Below are 16266 nucleotides of genomic sequence, written 5' to 3' on the forward strand. Positions count from 1 at the left end.
GTGACCGTCGAGGTCTTCGCCGCGGACGAGCAGTCGACCCATCCCGTCGACACCCTGCGCTGGGTGCGCCTGGCCCGGTCGGTGCTCGAGGCCGAGGGCGTGAAGGGCGAGGCCGAGCTGTCCCTTCTCTTCGTCGACGAGCAGGCCATGTCGGACCTGAACAAGCGCTTCGCCGGCAAGGACGGCCCCACCGACGTCCTCGCCTTCCCCATCGACGAGGAGCCGGCCGAGGGCGGCCGCTCGCCCGACTCGGGCGGGAGCGGTCCCGGGTGGGTGCCGGTCGAGGCGTCCGAGCTGCCCACCCTGCTCGGGGACGTGGTGATCTGCCCGTCGGTGGCCCTGCGCCACGCCACCGAGTCCCAGTCGTCGTACGAGGACGAGCTGGCGCTGCTGACGGTCCACGGGATCCTCCACCTGATGGGCATGGACCACGTCGACGACGAGGAGGCCCAGGTGATGGAGAAGCGCGAGCAGGAGTTGCTCGACCGCTTCCACCGCTCCTCGGCGGGAGGGGCGACGTGACACCGACCGAGCTCGTGCTCCTCGGCGTGATCTGCGCTCTGATCCTCCTGGCGGGGTTCTTCGCCATGGCCGAGACGAGCCTCACCAGGATCTCCCGCATCAAGGCCATCACCCTCGAGGAGGAGGGCCGCAGGGGGGCGAAGAAGCTGGCCCGGCTGGTGGAGCACCCCGAGCACTTCCTCAATCCGGTGCTGCTGCTCGTGCTCATGTGCCACGTGGTGGCGTCGATCCTGGTGGGCCTGGTCTTCGACCGCTTCGGTGCCCTCGTCGTGACGGTCGCCACCGTGGCCGAGATCGCCATCATCTTCGTGCTGGCGGAGGCGGCTCCGAAGACGTGGGCCGTCCAGCACGCCGAGCGAGCGGCGCTGCTGGCCGCCCCCGCGGTGTCGGCCATCTCCAACCTGCTCCCGATCCGGCTCCTGGCCCGGGCCCTCATCGGGTTGTCCAACTGGATCCTGCCCGGGAAGGGCCTCAAGCAGGGACCGTTCGTGTCGGAGGAGGAGCTCCTCGCCACGGTGGACGTGGCCACCGAGGACGAGGTCATCGAGCACGACGAGCGCCGCCTCATCCACTCGATCATCGAGTTCGGCGACACCGTCGTGCGCGAGGTGATGGTGCCGCGGCCCGACATGGTGGCCGTCGAGGGGCGGGACAAGGTCAGCGACGTGATCGAGGTGGCCATCGCCGCCGGGTTCTCCCGCATCCCCGTCTACGACCAGGGCATCGACGACATCGTCGGCATCATCTTCATCAAGGACCTCATGCGGGCCGAGCGGGAGGGCAAGGCGGCCGAGGAGGTCCGCAACCTGGTGCGGGAGGCGCACTTCGTCCCCGAGACCAAGCGCGTCACCGAGCTCCTCCGCGAGATGCAGCGGGACAAGTTCCACATCGCCGTGGTGGTCGACGAGTACGGCGGCACGGCGGGTCTGGTCACCCTGGAGGACCTCATCGAGGAGCTGGTCGGCGAGATCGTCGACGAGTTCGACGTGGAGGAGCCGGGTGTCGAGGAGCTCGGCAACGGCGACGTCCGTGTGAACGCCCGCATGCCGATCGACGAGGTCAACGACCTGTTGAAGGCCGATCTGCCCACCGGCGACTGGGACAGCGTGGGCGGCCTGGTGTTCAACCTCCTCGGCCACGTGCCGACCGAGGGTGAGGCGGTCGAGGTCGACGGTCACCGCCTCGTCGCCGAGAAGGTCCAGGGGCGTCGTATCGGCCGGGTCCGCATCACCAAGGCCGAGTCGCCGGCGCCGGCCGCGGCCGAGTAGCCGGCACGGCGGGGGCCGGTCCGGTGCGCTCGGGCTTCGTGGCGGTGGTCGGTCGACCGAACGTGGGGAAGTCCACGTTGGTCAACCGCATCCTCGGCACCAAGGTGTCGATCGTCTCCGACAAGCCCCAGACGACGCGCAACCAGGTGCGCGGCGTGCTCAACCGGCCCGACGCCCAGGTCGTGTTCGTCGACACCCCCGGCGTGCACAAGCCCCGTACCCTCCTCGGCACCCGCTTGAACGACACGGCCGTGTCGGCGGTGGGCGACGTGGACGTGGTCGTGCTGGTGATCGACGCCACCGCGCCGCTCGGGCGAGGGGACCGGTTCGTGGCTGCCCGGGTGCCCGGCGACGCCGTCGTCGTCGTCAACAAGGTCGATGCGGCCTCGCGCGCCCAGGTGCTGGCCCAGCTGGCGGCGGCCGGCCAGCTCGAGCGGGCCGAGTACTTCCCGGTGTCGGCGGTGACGGGCGAGGGCGTGGACGCGCTGGTGGACGCCCTCGTCGCCCGCCTGCCCGAAGGACCGGCGTACTACCCCGACGACATGGTGACGGACGTGCCCGAGGCGTTCTGGGTGGCCGAGCTGGTGCGCGAGCAGCTCCTGGCCGTCACCCGCGACGAGCTGCCGCACTCGATCGCCTGCCTGGTGACGGAGTGGGAGTGGCCCCGCATCCGCTGCGAGATCCTCGTCGAGCGGGACTCCCAGAAGGGGATCGTCATCGGCAGGCGGGGCGCCGTGCTCAAGGAGGTCGGCACCCGCGTCCGCCACCAGCTGCCGCCCGGGGCCTTCCTCGAGCTGTTCGTCAAGGTCGACAAGGACTGGCAGCGCCACGCCAAGGCCCTGGAGCGGCTGGGGTACTGAAGGTTTCGCCGTCGCAAGCGGAGCTTGCTCGGCGAGTTCGATCGTGCTCCGGCCCGGCGGCTGAGCCGCCGGGCCTCCGCTCGACGTTTTCGCCGCCGGCTCCGCCGGCGGGTGGCGTCCAGCCATCGGGGCGGCCTGCGGCCGCGCGCGTGGCCGCACGCCCTGGCGACACACCCACCGCGCACGGCCGCACACGCGCCTCTGGCGACCGTCTGGGTTCAGGTGGCGAGGGCTTCGGCCAGGAAGGCCTCGACCTCGGCGCGGTGGCGGGTGCGGCGCATGGGGGGGAGGGCGCGGACGAGGTCCCAGCGGTAGCCGGCGGTGGCCAGCCGGGGGTCGAGGACGGCGACGACGCCGCGGTCGGTGGCCGACCGCACGAGACGGCCGGCGCCCTGGGCGAGGAGGGTGGCGGCGCGGGGGAGGTCGACGAGCCGGAAGGCACCCGGCCCCGCCCGCTCCCGCCGGGCCTGGACCAGCGGCTCGTCCGGGCGCGGGAACGGGACGCGGTCGATGGTGACGAGGGACAGCGACGGGCCGGGCACGTCGATGCCCTGCCAGTACCCCATGGTGGCGAACAGGCACGACCGCTCGTCGGATGCGAACGCCTCCACCAGCGCCGGCTTGGGCAGGTCACCCTGGGCGAGGACCGTCCACGGGAGGCGGGGCCGCAGGACCTCGACGGCCGCCTGCATCGCCCGCCAGCTCGTGAACAGGGCGAGGGTCCTCCCGCCCGCCGCCTTGACCAGTGCCTCCATCTCGGCATGCATGGCGTCGGCGTACCCCGGGCTGCGGGGGTCCGGGAGGTGGGCGGCGCAGTAGAGGACGGCGTGGTCGGCGTGGGGGAAAGGGCTCCCCACGTCCAGCTCGTCGCACCGCTCGCGCTCGATGCCGACGCGGGCAGCCAGGAGGGGCGGGACGGTGGCGCTGGTGAGCACCGCCGTGACCTCGCTCCAGAGCCGGCTGGCCAGGAGGCCGCCCACGTCGATCGGCACCATGCGCAGCACCGCGCCGCCGGTGCGGCCCTCCACCCACGCCACGTACCCGTCCGGGACCGATGCCGCCAGCTGGAGGTCGCCCGCCAGGTGACCGGCGGCCTGGAGCGCCCGGGCCTTGCGGGCCGAGTCGCCCTCCCCGGAGCGGACGGCGCTCGTCACCCGCTGGAGCCGCTGGGCGGTCAGCTCGACGGCGGCGCCCAGCTCGGTGCCGAGGTCGGGCGGCACGCGCCGGTCGCGCCACGGTGCGCCGGCTTCCTCCAGCCGGACGGCGGCCGACTCGAGGTCGTCGACCGCTCCGGCGTCGTCGGACGCCACCAGCCCACGCGCCGACCGGGCGACCGCCCGTACCCGCCCGGCGCCCAGCTCCAGGCCCAGGCTCTCGGCGGCGACGTCCTCCAGGGCGTGCGCCTCGTCGAACACCACCACGTCGTGCTCGGGCAGCACGTGACCGCCGCTCGCCAGGTGGGCGCCGTACAGGTGGGTGTTGACGACGACCACGTCGGCCGCCTCCGCCCGCTGGCGTGCCGCCTCGGCGAAGCACGTCTCGCCGCTCGGGCACTTCGCCGCCCCGGGGCACTCGGTGGCGCTGACGCTGACCGCCGCCCACGCCCGCGGGCGGGGCTCGAAGTCGAGGTCCGACCGGTCGCCCGTCTCCGTGGTGCGGCCCCACTCGACGAGGCGCAGGACGTCGCGCCCGAGCGGCCCGACGTCGGCGTCGTCTTCCAGGGTGAGCTGGTCGCCGCCGCCCGTCACCTCGTCGGCCCGCTGGCGGCACAGGTAGTTGGAGCGACCCTTCACCACGGCGAAGTCGAACGGCACGCCGAGGTGACGGGCCAGGAACGGGAGGTCCTTGGCGGCGAGCTGGTCCTGGAGCGCCTTGGTGGCCGTCGCCACCACGACCCGCCTGCCCGAGAGGATGGCGGGCACGAGGTAGCCGACGCTCTTGCCGGTGCCCGTCCCCGCCTGGACCACGAGGTGGCGCCCGGTGGTGACGGCGCGAGCCACCGCCTCCGCCATCGCCACCTGGCCGGGCCGCTCCTCGCCGGCCGGCAGCGCGGCGCGCACGCGGTCCAGCGCCGCCTTCACGTCCACGCGACGACCGTACCGGCCGACCGGCGCTCACGGGTCGTGACGACCATCCCCGATTCCGGGAGCGCACCCCGGTACGTTCGCGACGACCGGGATTCCAGGAGGGAACGATGCCAGGCAAATTCGTCGTCAAGAAGGGCACGACGGGGAAGTTCCGTTTCTCGCTGCTGTCCACCAACGGCCAGGTCGTGGCCACCAGCGAGGCGTACAACAGCAAGGCCTCGGCCATGAACGGGATCAAGGCCGTCCGCAACCTGGCCGGCGGGGCCGAGGTGGAGGACCAGACCACCAAGGCATGGGCCGCGGGCGAGGCCGACCGCAAGGCCGCCGCCACCGCCAAGAAGGCCGCCGCCAAGAAGCGGGCCGCCAAGAAGGCCGCTCCCCGCAAGGCCGCCGCCTCCTCGGGCAGCTGAGCCGGGCGCCGGCGGAACGGCCCGCCGGCTTCGCGAACAACGCCGGGGCGGCCGTGGACGGGCGGTACGCTCGCCGGCCGTGGCCGGTGAACGAGCAGGGGTGGCGGGCGTGAAGGGCGGGGCGCCGTGATCTCCCTCGACCCTGTGGAGGCCCGCTTGATCGGCGCGCTGGTCGAGAAGCAGATGACGACGCCACAGCAGTACCCGCTGACCCTGAACGCGCTGGTGGCGGCGTGCAACCAGACGTCGAGCCGCAACCCGGTCGTCTCCTACGACGACCGCACCGTCGATTCGGCCCTCACCCGGCTCAAGGAGAAGCGCCTGTTGCGCTTCGTGTTCCCGTCGCACGGCCGGTCCGTCACCCGCTACCGCCAGGTGCTCGAGGAGGTCCTGCCCCTCGAGCGGCGCCAGCTGGCGCTCCTGGCCGTGCTCCTGCTGCGGGGCCCGCAGACGCTGGGCGAGCTGCGCAGCCGCACCGAGCGCATGGCCGAGTTCGCCTCGCTGGACGAGATCGACGACGAGCTCGACGACCTGGCGTCGAGGGAGGAGCCGCTGGTCGCCCGCCTGCCTCGCGAGCCCGGCCGCAAGGAGACGCGCTACGCCCAGCTGCTGGCGGCCGACACGGGTGCCGTCGCCGTCGCCTCGACCGAGGCGTACGCGGCGGCGCCGGCGCCACGACCGGAGGCGTACGCGGCGGCGCCGCCGGCACCACGGCCGGTCGACGCCGGGCACCACGACGCCGGCCACGGGTCCCTCGCCTCGCAGGTCGCCGTGCTGCGGGCCGAGGTGGCGGCCCTGCGCCGCGACCTCGACGAGGTCGTCGCCAGGCTCGGCGGTCGCTAGCCGGGCCCCGTCGCGCGGGCGGCAGCCGGCCGGCGTCCCGTCAGCGTGCCCAGTACGGGTGGGAGAACGGGTCGGTGGGGGTCGTCAGGATGTCGGCGCCGTCGTCGGTGACGACGAGGGTGTGCTCGAACTGGGCGGCGCGGCGTCCGTCGGCCGTCACCGCCGTCCAGCCGTCGGGCCACATGCGGGCCTGCCACCCGCCCATGGTGATCATCGGCTCGATTGTGAAGGTCATCCCCGGCTCCAGCGGCTCGCGGCGGGCAGGATCGTGGTAGTGGGGGACGCAGAACCCGCTGTGGAACATCTCGCCGACGCCGTGCCCCACGAACTGGCGCACCACCCCGAACCCGGCCGCCTCGGCGTGCTCCTGGATGGCCCTGCCGATGAGGTTGAGCGGCCGCCCCGGCGCCACCACCTCGACGGCCCGCTCCAGGCACTCGCGCGTCACCCGTATGAGCCGGCCGGAGGCGGCGTCCACGTTGCCCACCGGGACGGTGACGCACGTGTCCCCGTGCACGCCGTCGAGGAACAGGGTGACGTCGAGGCTGACGATGTCGCCGTCGACCAGGGCCCGGTCGTCCGGGATGCCGTGGCAGATGACCTCGTTGACCGACGTGCAGAGGGACTTGGGGAACGGCTGCACCGATCCCTCGTAGTTGAGCGGGCTCGGGTAGGCGCCCCCCTCCAGGACCAGGCGGTGGCACAGGGCGTCGAGGTCGTCCGTCGTGGCGCCCGGGACGGCGGCGGCGGCCACGGCGGCCAGCACGTCCGCCGCCGCCCGGCCTGCCCGGCGCATGCGCCCGATCACGTCCGGCGACTTGACGATGGGCTCGGGCCAGCGGTCGACGACGCCGGTGTCGGCGTAGGACGGCCTGGCGATCCCCTCGGGGACCGTGCGCCGGTCGCCGATGCGGCCCGCCCGAACCGGCTCGTACGCCGCCCGGTGGCAGCGCTTGAACTTGCGCCCGCTGCCGCACCAGCAAGGGTCGTTCGACTTCACCACCGTGTGGGTCACGGGGCCCCGCCGAGCACGTCCACCGCCCGCTGGCGCAGCCAGTGGTCGGCGAGGACCAGGCACGCCATGGCCTCCACGATGGGGACGGCCCGGGGGAGGACGCACGGGTCGTGCCTTCCCTTGGCCGCCAGGGTGACCTCGTTGCCGGCGCGGTCCACCGTCTGCTGCGGCCGGGCGATGGTGGCGGTGGGCTTGAAGGCCACGCGGAGCAGCACGGGGGCGCCGTTGGTGATGCCGCCCTGCACGCCGCCCGAGCGGTTGGTGGCCGTCACCGGCCGCCCGTCGGCGCCGGGCAGGAACGGGTCGTTGTGGGCCAGGCCGGTGAGGCGGGCCCCGCCGAAGCCGCTGCCCACCTCGAAGCCCTTGGCGGCCGGGAGCGACAGCATGGCCTTGGCCAGGTCGGCCTCCAGCTTGTCGAACACCGGCTCGCCGAGGCCGGCGGGCACGTGGCGGGCCACGCACGCCACCACGCCGCCCAGCGAGTCGCCGCGGCGGCGGGCGTCGTCGATGGCGGCCGCCATGGCGTCGGCCGCCGCCGGGTCGGGGCAGCGCACCGCGTTCGCCTCGACGGCCTCGCTCGTGACCACCGTCTCGTCCACCTTGGCGTCGATCTCGTGCACCGACTCGACCCAGGCCAGGACCTCCACGCCGGCCACCGTGCGCAGCAGCTTGCGGGCGACGGCACCGGCCGCCACCCGACCCGTGGTCTCCCGGGCGCTGGCCCGCCCCCCGCCCCGCCAGTCCCGGACGCCGTACTTCGCCTCGGTGGTGAAATCGGCGTGGGACGGGCGGTACACGTCCTTCATCTCCTCGTAGGCCCCGCTGCGGGCGTCGGTGTTGCGGACCACCACGGTGATGGGCGTCCCCAGGGTGACGCCGTCGAAGACGCCCGAGAGGAGCTCGGCGCGGTCACCCTCCTTGCGCTGGGTGGTGAGGCGGCTCTGGCCGGGGCGCCGGCGGTCGAGGTCGGCCTGGACCTCGTCGACGGACAGCGGCAGCCGGGGCGGGCAACCGTCCACCACGACGCCCACCGCGGCGCCGTGCGACTCGCCGAAGGTCGTCACGCGGAACGCCCGGCCGAAGGTGCTTCCGCCCATGCACGAAGGCTACGGGATCGGCCGCCGGACGACGGGGCGTGCTCAGGCGTGGGCGGCTGCCTGCCGGGGCTGCGCCTCGCCGGCCCGGGAGGCGCTCACCGGGACGTCGCCGGGCACCCGGGGGACCTCGATCTCCGCCGTGACCGTGCCGTGGTCCTCCTCCCACCGCACGACGTTCAGCGTGGCGGCGTACACCACGAGCCGCCCGAAGAACAGGAGCCAGGCGAGGATGGCGAACACCACCCCGATGGACCCGTAGAGGGCCGACGTCGAGCTGACGACACGCGGGACGTAGATGCCACCGACGGTCTGGAGCACCTGCAGCCCGACGGCGCCCAGGACGGCACCGGGGAGCAGCGGCTTCCACCCCACGTTGCGGTTGGTGAGCGCCTTGAACGTCCACAACCACAGCGCGATGCCGACGGCCAGGTTGCCGACGAGGGCGGCCGGCCACGCCGGGCCGGGGAGCTGGCGCAGGACGAAGGTGAGCCCGAAGGAGGCGAGGAAGATGACGGGGGCGCCGGCCAGCCACATGAGGCCGAACAGCTTGTCCCGGAGGCCGCGGCCGGTCGCCTGCCAGACGGAGTCGAAGGCGAACTGAAAGGCGGCCACCAGGCCCAGGCCGGACCACAGGAGGCCGGCGATGCCGATGGCCGAGGCCGCCTTGCCGCTCGACTCGGCCTGCTCGAACGCCCGCCGCAGCACCGTGGTGGTGGTGGGGTCGGTGATGCCGAGGTTCCCGATGACGGTCCCCGGCAAATCGGCGGCGTTGCGGGAGACGAGTCCGACGACGCCCACCACGGCGAGCAGCAGCGGGAACAGCGAGAGGAAGGCGGTGAGGGTGACGGCGGCGCCGAGGTAGTTGCCGTGCACCTCCTCGAACCGCTTCTGGACGCGCAGCGCGGTCTCCACCCAAGCCCAGCGCCTGGCCAGGGGGCAGAGCACCCGCTCGATCACGAGGTCGCTGTACCCCCCGAGGGCACTGCCGTAATCCGTCCGGGTCCGCGCTGGCCCGGCGGGGCGCGGGGCCACCGGCGCGGTACCGTCGCTCCGTGGACCTCGACGGCATCGACCCGACGCGGGTGCCGGCCCACATCGGCTGCGTCATGGACGGCAACGGCCGCTGGGCCAAGAAGCGCGGCCTGCCCCGCACCGAGGGCCACGGCGCCGGGGAGGAGGCCCTGTTCGACGCCGTCGAGGGCGCCCTCGAGCTGGGCGTGAAGTGGCTCACCGTGTACGCCTTCTCCACCGAGAACTGGAAGCGCCCGGCCGACGAGGTCCGGTACCTCATGCGGTTCAACGAGTCGCTCCTCCTCCGCCGCCGGGACGAGCTGAACGAACGCGGCGTCCGCATCCGCTTCGCCGGCCGGCGGGACTGGCGGGTGCCCCGGCGCCTCCTGCGACGGATGGACGAGGCCCTGGAGCTGACGTCGGGCAACCGGGTGATGACCCTCACCATCGCCTTCAACTATGGCGGCCGGGCCGAGATCGTGGACGCCGTGCGGGCTCTGGTGGCGTCGGGCGTGAGCCCCGACCGCATCGACGAGAAGGCCATCCGGGCCCACCTCTACCTGCCGGACATGCCCGACCCGGACCTGGTGATCCGCACGTCCGGGGAGTTCCGCATCTCCAACTTCCTGCTGTGGGAGCTGGCGTACAGCGAGCTGGTGTTCACCGACGTGCTGTGGCCCGACTTCCGGCGGGAGAACCTGTTCGAGGCCGTGCGGGAGTTCCAGCGCCGCGACCGTCGCTTCGGCGGCCTGGACGTGTGAGGTGGGCCTCTACCGGGACGAGGGCGTGGTGCTGCGCACCATCCGCCTCGGCGAGGCCGATCGCATCGTCACCCTCGTCACCCGGGCGCACGGCAAGGTGCGGGCCGTCGCCAAGGGGGTGCGGAAGACCAAGAGCCGCTTCGGCGCCCGGCTGGAGCCGCTGAGCCACGTCAGCCTGCTCCTCTACGAGGGCAGGGAGCTCGACATCGTCACCCAGGCCGAGAGCCTCGACCACTTCCGCGCCATCCGGGACGACCTCGACCGGCTGGCCCGGGCGTCGTCGATGCTCGAGGTGGTGGACCAGGTGGCGCAGGAGCGCGAGCCCAGCCCCCGCCTGTACCAGCTCCTGGTGGGCGGGCTGCGGGCGCTGGCCGCCTCCGACAACCCGCTGGTCGGCGCCGCCTTCTTCTGGAGGCTCCTGTCGCTGGAGGGGGCGCACCCGCTGCTCGACCAGTGCGCGGCGTGCGGGTCGGTGGAGGACCTGGTCGCCTTCGACCTGGCCGAGGGCGGGGCCCTGTGCCGGCGGTGCCGGCGCGGCGTGCCGGTGAGCCCGGACGCGCTCGCCCTGCTGCGGAGGGTGCTGGGCGGGGGCCTGGCCGACGCCCTCAACGAAGCCCCCGGGCCCCCGGCCACCGAGTTGGAGCACCTGGCGAACCGCTCGATGGAGCACCACCTCGAGCGCCGGCTGCGCTCGCTCCACGTGCTCGACGGCTGAGCACCTGTATCACGTGCCCCTGCCCGTGCATCCGATGGGCATGCTGGTCATCTCGCCCGAGGGTGCCTACGAGCTGGAGCGGGACGCCGGCGGAGCGACGGTCGAGCGCCCGTGCCGGGTCAGCCGGCCGTTCGCGGCGTCGACAATGGCCGAGAGGCGGGCGACGGGGAGGCCGTAACCTCTCGGCATGCCCGAACCCGGCCCGGAGCTCATGGAGACCATCGTCAACCTGTGCAAGCGGCGGGGGTTCGTCTTCCCGTCCAGCGAGATCTACGGCGGGTTCCGGTCCACGTACGACTACGGCCCCCTCGGCGTGCTGATGCTGCGCAACGTCAAGGACGCGTGGTGGCGCACGATGGTGCAGCTCCGCGACGACGTGGTCGGCATCGACGCCGCGATCCTCTCCAGCCCCCGGGTCTGGGAGGCGTCGGGCCACCTGGCCAACTTCACCGATCCGCTGGTCGACTGCCGCAACTGCAAGGAGCGCTGGCGGGCCGACCACATCGAGGGCACGTGCCCGAACTGCGGCTCCACCGACCTCACCGAGGCGCGGGCGTTCAACATGATGTTCCAGACGTTCGTCGGCCCCGTGCAGGAGGGCGCCAACGTCGCCTACTTCCGCCCCGAGACGGCCCAGGGCATGTTCGTGAACTTCCTGAACGTCATGACGACGGCGCGCAAGAAGCCGCCGTTCGGCATCGCCCAGACGGGAAAGTCGTTCCGCAACGAGATCACGCCCGGAAACTTCGTCTTCCGTACCCGGGAGTTCGAGCAGATGGAGCTCGAGTACTTCGTCCCGCCCGACGAGGCGGGCAAGTGGTTCGAGTACTGGACCGCCGAGCGCCTGGCCTGGTACCGGGACCTGGGCATCCCCGACGACCTCCTGCGCCTGCGGGCCCACGACCCCGAGGAGCTGTCGCACTACTCCTCGCAGACCTCCGACGTGGAGTTCCGCTACCCGTGGGGCTGGGGCGAGCTGGAGGGCATCGCCAACCGGGGCGACTTCGACCTGTCGGCGCACGCCGCCGCCTCGGGCGAGAAGCTCGAGTACTTCGACCAGGCGACCGGCGAGCGCTACGTCCCTCACGTGATCGAGCCGGCCGCCGGCGCCACCCGGGCCATGATGGCGTTCCTCCTGGCCGCCTACGACACCGACGTGGTCAACGACGAGACGCGCACGGTCCTGCGCCTGGACCACCGGCTCGCTCCCTACAAGGTGGCCGTACTGCCGCTGTCCAAGAAGGAGACGCTGACGCCGACGTCGCGCGAGGTGCTGTCGCTGCTCCAGCGCCACTGGATGGTCGACTACGACGAGACCCAGGCCATCGGCCGCCGCTACCGGCGCCAGGACGAGATCGGTACGCCCTTCTGCGTGACCATCGACTTCGACACGCTGGACGACCGGGCCGTCACCATCCGCGAGCGCGACAGCCTCCAGCAGGTCCGCGTGCCGATCGACCGCCTGGTCGACGAGCTCCGCTCCCGTCTCGCCCTCGGATAGCTACTTCGACCTCATTCGCTCGCTTCGCTCACTCGGTCGAGTCCGATCGTGCTCCGGCGGGCGAGCAGAGCTCGCGCCGCCTCCGCTCTGTCCTTTCTCGGTGTCCGCAGCCGAAGAGGCCGCCTGCGGCGGCGAGTGCGGCCACGGCACAGCCGTTCCCGGACCCTCGGCGGGTCTCCGGCGGTCGGCCAGGGGTCAGCCGCCCGGTCCTCCGGGGCTCCACTCCCGACCGAACCAACGACGGGCGCGGCTGGACCCGAACCGGACCTTCTCGGCGGCGAGGGCCTCCGAGGGGGAGACGAAGGTCCCGGTCGGGGGGTGGCCGCTCACGAACGTCACCTCGACACGAGCCACCTCGCGGTCGCCGAACTCGAGGTAGCACATGCCCCGGCCGTCGTACTCCGCCGAACCCGCCCGCCCTCGGATGACATCGGCAATGCGATCGGCGGCGACCGCTCCCTGTCGCTCGGAGAACACGCCGGCCTTCGGCGTGCCGACGCTCGTGACGTCCCCGATCGCGTACACCCCGGGGAACGACGTCTCCAGCGTCAGGGGGTTTACCGGGACCCACCCGTCGACGGTCAGACCGGCTTCGGCGACGACCGCCGGTGCCCGGTGGACCGGGACGGCGAGGACCAGCTCGTAGGGCATCTCGCTGCCGTCGTCGAGGACGGCAACGCGCTGCGCCGGGTCGAGCTCGCTCAACCGGCGGTTCGGGTGCCAGTCGATGCCGCGCTCGGCGAACGCCTCCAGCAGTGCCCGTGAGGCCTCGGGCGACGGTGGGATGGGCACCGGCAACGGCATCACCAGGTGGATACGGGAGGTGTCGCGGACGCCGTTCCGCACGAGGTGGTCGTGCATCAGCAGGGCCGTCTCGCTGGGAGCGGGCGGGCACTTGAACGGCGTCGAGGTGACCCCGATGATGACCCGGCCGCCCTCGAAGTCGGCCAGGACCCGGCGCAGGGCGAAGGCGCCCGCCTCGGTGTAGAACTCGTGGCCCCCCTCGACCAGCCCCGGCGTGGCCTCGGGGTGGACGTCGGCGCCCAGCGCGACCACCAGGACGTCGCCGGCGAACGCACCGGCGTCCGTCTCCACCTCCCTGGTCGTCGGGTCGATGGCGGTCACCTTCGCCTGCACGAACTGCACGCCGGCCTTGGCGAGCTCCCGGTAGGGATGGTGCACGGCGGCGTCCGTCGTGCGACCGAACATGACGTCGAGCTTCGAGAACCCGAACACGAACCCGTCACGCTGGTCGACGAGCACGACGTCGACCCCGTCGCCGAACTCCTCGGACAACCGGGTGGCGAGCTCGAGGCCCCCGAACCCGGCGCCGAGGACGATCACCCGCATGGCCGGATCGTAGGTCGGGCGGCCGACGGGGCGCCGGCGGCGGGGGCACCGGAGCGCCCGTTTCGGGCCCACGTGGGGTGAGCGCGGGCCTGGGGGCCGGGAAGGGCCGAACGGTAGGCTCGCCGCATGGCTCTCGTCTTCGCGTTCGACCACAAGCACCGCACCTCCCCCATGGGCCTGAAGGACCTCCTCGGGGGCAAGGGGGCGAACCTGGCCGAGATGACCTCGGTGCTCGAGCTGCCCGTTCCCCCCGGCTTCACCATCACCACCGACGCCTGCCGGGCCTACATGGACGGGGGCTGGCCGGACGGCCTCACCGGCGAGGTCGAGAAGCAGGTCAAGCGGCTGCAGAAGGCGATGGGGAAGAAGCTGGGCGACCCCGAGGACCCGCTGCTGGTGAGCGTGCGATCGGGGGCGAAGTTCTCCATGCCCGGCATGATGGACACCGTCCTCAACCTGGGGCTGAACGACGAGTCCGTGGAGGGCCTGGCCGTCCAGACCGACGAGCGCTTCGCCTACGACTCGTACCGCCGTTTCGTGGCGATGTACGGCCGCATCGTCCAGGGCATCGAGGGGTCCGAGTTCGACTCGCTGCTCGACGCCGCCAAGGAGGCGGACGGCGTCACCGCCGACTCCGAGATCACGCCCGGCACCCTGCGCAAGCTCGTCGAGCAGGAGAAGGACGTCGTCGTCCGCCACACCGGCAAGCCGTTCCCGCAGGCCCCCGCCGAGCAGCTCCGGGGCGCCATCGAGGCGGTCTTCGCCTCGTGGAACGGGCCGCGTGCGGTGGCCTACCGGGTGCGCGAGCGGATCGCCCACGACCTGGGCACGGCCGTGAACGTGCAGGCCATGGTCTTCGGCAACCGGGACGACAACTCGGGCACGGGCGTGGGCTTCACCCGCGACCCCGCCACCGGCGAGGCCGGCGCCTACGGCGACTTCCTGGTCAACGCCCAGGGCGAGGACGTGGTGGCGGGCATCCGCAACACCGAGCCCCTGTCGGCCATGAAGACCCGCTTCCCCGAGATCCACAAGGAGCTGCTCGGGATCTTCGAGCGCCTCGAGGCGCACTACCGCGACATGTGCGACACGGAGTTCACCATCGAGCAGGGCAGGCTGTGGATGCTCCAGACCCGGGTGGGCAAGCGCACCGGTCGGGCCGCCCTGCGCATGGCCGTCGACATGACCAAGGGCCGCAAGTGGAGGATCACCCGCGAGGAGGCGCTCCTGCGGGTCACGGCCGAGCACCTGGACCAGGTGCTCCATCCTCAGTTCTCGGGCAAGGACATGACGGTCATCGCCAAGGGCCTGGCCGCCTCTCCCGGCGCGGCCGTCGGCAGGGCCTACTTCACGGCCGACGACGCGGCGGCGGCCGGCGAGCGGGGTGAGCGGGTGATCCTCGTGCGCACGGAGACGTCGCCCGAGGACGTCCACGGCATGATCGCCGCCCAGGGCATACTCACCTCGCGCGGCGGCCTGGTGAGCCACGCCGCCGTGGTGGCCCGGGGCTGGGGGAAGCCCGCCGTCGTGGGCGCCGAGTCGGTGCGGATCAAGGGGAAGTCCTTCAGCGCGGGCGCCGTCACCGTGAACGAGGGCGACGTCATCGCCGTCGACGGCACCAGCGGCGTCGTCGTGCTGGGCGAGGTCGAGCTGTCGATGGGCGAGCCCCCCAAGGAGTTCGCCACGATCCTGGGCTGGGCCGACAAGGTCCGCAAGGGCAGGATGGCGGTGCGGGCCAACGCCGACAACGGCCCGGACGCCGCCAACGCCCGGAACTTCGGCGCCGAGGGCATCGGCCTGTGCCGGACGGAGCACATGTTCCTCGGCGACGACCGGCTCCCGGTCGTGCGGGCCATGATCATGGCCGACACGCCCGACGAGGAAGCGGCCGCCCTGGAGAAGCTGCTGGCCGTCCAGCGGGCCGACTTCGAGGAGATCCTCGAGGCCATGGACGGGCTCCCCGTGACCGTGCGCCTGCTCGACCCCCCGCTGCACGAGTTCCTGCCGTCGACCGAGGAGATGGCCGTCAAGAAGGCGACCGAGGGGCTGAGCGAGGAGGAGGAGCAGCTCTACGCGGCGGCCAAGCACTGGGAGGAGTTCAACCCGATGCTGGGCACCCGGGGCGTCCGCCTCGGCGTGCTCAAGCCGGGGCTGTACGCCATGCAGGTGCGCGCCCTGATGGAGGCGGCCGCGGCCCGGGCCGCCGCCAAGGGCAAGCCGGTCGTCGAGATCATGATCCCGCTCACGGTCACCCGCCAGGAGCTGGGCCTCGCCCGCCAGTGGGTGGAGGAGGCGGTCGCCGCCGCCACCGCCGGCGTCAGGCGGCCCATCGCCGTGTCGATCGGCACCATGGTGGAGACGCCCCGGGCCGCTCTGCGGGCCGACGAGCTGGCCGAGGAGGCGGACTTCTTCTCGTTCGGCACCAACGACCTCACCCAGATGGTGTTCGGGTTCAGCCGGGACGACATCGAGGGCCGCATGATGAGCACGTACCTGGAGCAGGGGCTGCTCAAGCGCAACCCGTTCGAGACGATCGATCCGGGTGGCGTCGGCGAGCTGGTGAAGATCGCCGCCGAGCGGGGCCGGGCCGCCAAGCCCGGGCTCAAGCTGGGCGTCTGCGGCGAGCACGGCGGCGACCCCGAGTCGATCGCCCTGTTCGCCGAGGCGGGGCTGGACTACGTCAGCTGCTCGCCGTTCCGGGTGCCCATCGCCCGCCTGGCCTCCGCCCAGGCGATCCTGCGCTCCGCCGGGGTCGCCTGAGCGGGACCCACCGCCTGAGCACCGCCGGGCCCCGGCGGTGGCGCGTGGGCCGAAGCGGTACCGTCC

The 16266-nt window shown here is 72.8% G+C and carries 15 protein-coding genes; 10 read left to right on the forward strand and 5 right to left on the reverse strand.

The genetic code is table 11. The annotated features are described in order from the left end of the window. The 3 genes from ybeY to era are packed head-to-tail and all read left to right on the forward strand — an operon-like array spanning nt 1 to nt 2650. Nucleotides 1-522 carry an rRNA maturation RNase YbeY gene (gene ybeY, locus VM242_04785; protein ID HVM04468.1) on the forward strand — a complete coding sequence of 174 codons (522 nt, stop codon included), beginning with the start codon at nt 1-3 and terminating at the stop codon, nt 520-522. Next, nucleotides 519-1790, forward strand: a complete 1272-nt coding sequence (locus VM242_04790) for a hemolysin family protein (GenBank protein ID HVM04469.1) — start codon at nt 519-521, stop codon at nt 1788-1790. Before ybeY ends, VM242_04790 begins: the two co-directional genes overlap by 4 nt. Nucleotides 1791-1813: 23 nt before the next feature. Beyond that, the gene (gene era, locus VM242_04795) at nt 1814-2650 is read left to right on the forward strand and encodes a GTPase Era (GenBank protein HVM04470.1); all 837 of its coding nucleotides are present in this window, start codon (nt 1814-1816) and stop codon (nt 2648-2650) included. 218 nt (nt 2651-2868) lie between these two features. Here the strand turns inward: era and VM242_04800 are convergent, their stop codons facing one another. After that, nucleotides 2869-4737: an ATP-dependent DNA helicase gene (locus tag VM242_04800; protein ID HVM04471.1), complete on the reverse strand. Its 1869-nt coding sequence runs from the start codon at nt 4735-4737 to the stop codon at nt 2869-2871. A 107-nt stretch (nt 4738-4844) separates the two neighbouring features. Between VM242_04800 and VM242_04805 the strand changes: the two genes are divergently transcribed. Next, complete coding sequence (locus VM242_04805) at nt 4845-5147, forward strand: YegP family protein (protein ID HVM04472.1); 303 nt, start codon at nt 4845-4847, stop codon at nt 5145-5147. Between the two features lie 126 nt (nt 5148-5273). Then, nucleotides 5274-5990 carry a DUF480 domain-containing protein gene (locus VM242_04810; protein ID HVM04473.1) on the forward strand — a complete coding sequence of 239 codons (717 nt, stop codon included), beginning with the start codon at nt 5274-5276 and terminating at the stop codon, nt 5988-5990. 40 nt (nt 5991-6030) lie between these two features. On the opposite strand, the gene map is transcribed toward VM242_04810, so the two are convergent. From map to VM242_04825, 3 genes are read right to left on the reverse strand one after another with little or no spacing between them, the layout of a single operon-like run. Beyond that, nucleotides 6031-7005 carry a type I methionyl aminopeptidase gene (gene map / locus VM242_04815; GenBank protein ID HVM04474.1) on the reverse strand — a complete coding sequence of 325 codons (975 nt, stop codon included), beginning with the start codon at nt 7003-7005 and terminating at the stop codon, nt 6031-6033. Continuing rightward, a complete protein-coding gene (aroC, locus tag VM242_04820) occupies nt 7002-8102 on the reverse strand; it encodes a chorismate synthase (GenBank protein ID HVM04475.1) in 1101 nt (366 codons plus the stop codon). The genes map and aroC overlap by 4 nt, the downstream gene beginning before the upstream one ends. 42 nt (nt 8103-8144) lie before the next feature. Then, nucleotides 8145-9059 carry a YihY/virulence factor BrkB family protein gene (locus VM242_04825; protein ID HVM04476.1) on the reverse strand — a complete coding sequence of 305 codons (915 nt, stop codon included), beginning with the start codon at nt 9057-9059 and terminating at the stop codon, nt 8145-8147. Between the two features lie 95 nt (nt 9060-9154). Here VM242_04825 and uppS point away from each other — a divergent pair, with 95 nt between their 5' ends. Genes uppS through VM242_04845 form a run of 4 tightly spaced genes read left to right on the forward strand, consistent with a single transcriptional unit; the run spans nt 9155 to nt 12090 of the window. After that, nucleotides 9155-9874, forward strand: a complete 720-nt coding sequence (gene uppS / locus VM242_04830) for a polyprenyl diphosphate synthase (protein HVM04477.1) — start codon at nt 9155-9157, stop codon at nt 9872-9874. 1 nt (nt 9875) lies between these two features. Continuing rightward, nucleotides 9876-10589 (forward strand): DNA repair protein RecO, encoded by a 714-nt coding sequence (recO, locus tag VM242_04835; GenBank protein ID HVM04478.1) that lies wholly within the window; start codon nt 9876-9878, stop codon nt 10587-10589. 13 nt (nt 10590-10602) lie between these two features. After that, the gene (locus tag VM242_04840) at nt 10603-10767 is read left to right on the forward strand and encodes a hypothetical protein (GenBank protein ID HVM04479.1); all 165 of its coding nucleotides are present in this window, start codon (nt 10603-10605) and stop codon (nt 10765-10767) included. Nucleotides 10768-10776: 9 nt separating this feature from the next. Next, nucleotides 10777-12090 (forward strand): glycine--tRNA ligase, encoded by a 1314-nt coding sequence (locus VM242_04845; protein ID HVM04480.1) that lies wholly within the window; start codon nt 10777-10779, stop codon nt 12088-12090. 195 nt (nt 12091-12285) lie between these two features. Here the strand turns inward: VM242_04845 and VM242_04850 are convergent, their stop codons facing one another. Next, entirely contained in the window at nt 12286-13440 is a 1155-nt protein-coding gene (locus VM242_04850; GenBank protein ID HVM04481.1) for an FAD-dependent oxidoreductase, read from the reverse strand. Between the two features lie 126 nt (nt 13441-13566). Here VM242_04850 and ppdK point away from each other — a divergent pair, with 126 nt between their 5' ends. Continuing rightward, entirely contained in the window at nt 13567-16200 is a 2634-nt protein-coding gene (gene ppdK, locus VM242_04855) for a pyruvate, phosphate dikinase (GenBank protein ID HVM04482.1), read from the forward strand. The last annotated feature ends 66 nt before the right edge of the window (nt 16201-16266 follow it).

The organism is Acidimicrobiales bacterium (assembly GCA_035540975.1).
Classification (GTDB): Bacteria; Actinomycetota; Acidimicrobiia; order Acidimicrobiales.

Excerpts from the sequence above, each read along its gene's own strand:
- VM242_04805 (HVM04472.1), top strand. The coding sequence starts at position 4,845 with ATGCCAGGCAAATTCGTCGTCAAGAAGGGCACGACGGGGAAGTTCCGT.
- aroC (HVM04475.1), bottom strand. The coding sequence starts at position 8,102 with ATGGGCGGAAGCACCTTCGGCCGGGCGTTCCGCGTGACGACCTTCGGC.
- VM242_04845 (HVM04480.1), top strand. The coding sequence starts at position 10,777 with ATGCCCGAACCCGGCCCGGAGCTCATGGAGACCATCGTCAACCTGTGC.
- VM242_04850 (HVM04481.1), bottom strand. The coding sequence starts at position 13,440 with ATGCGGGTGATCGTCCTCGGCGCCGGGTTCGGGGGCCTCGAGCTCGCC.
- ppdK (HVM04482.1), top strand. The coding sequence starts at position 13,567 with ATGGCTCTCGTCTTCGCGTTCGACCACAAGCACCGCACCTCCCCCATG.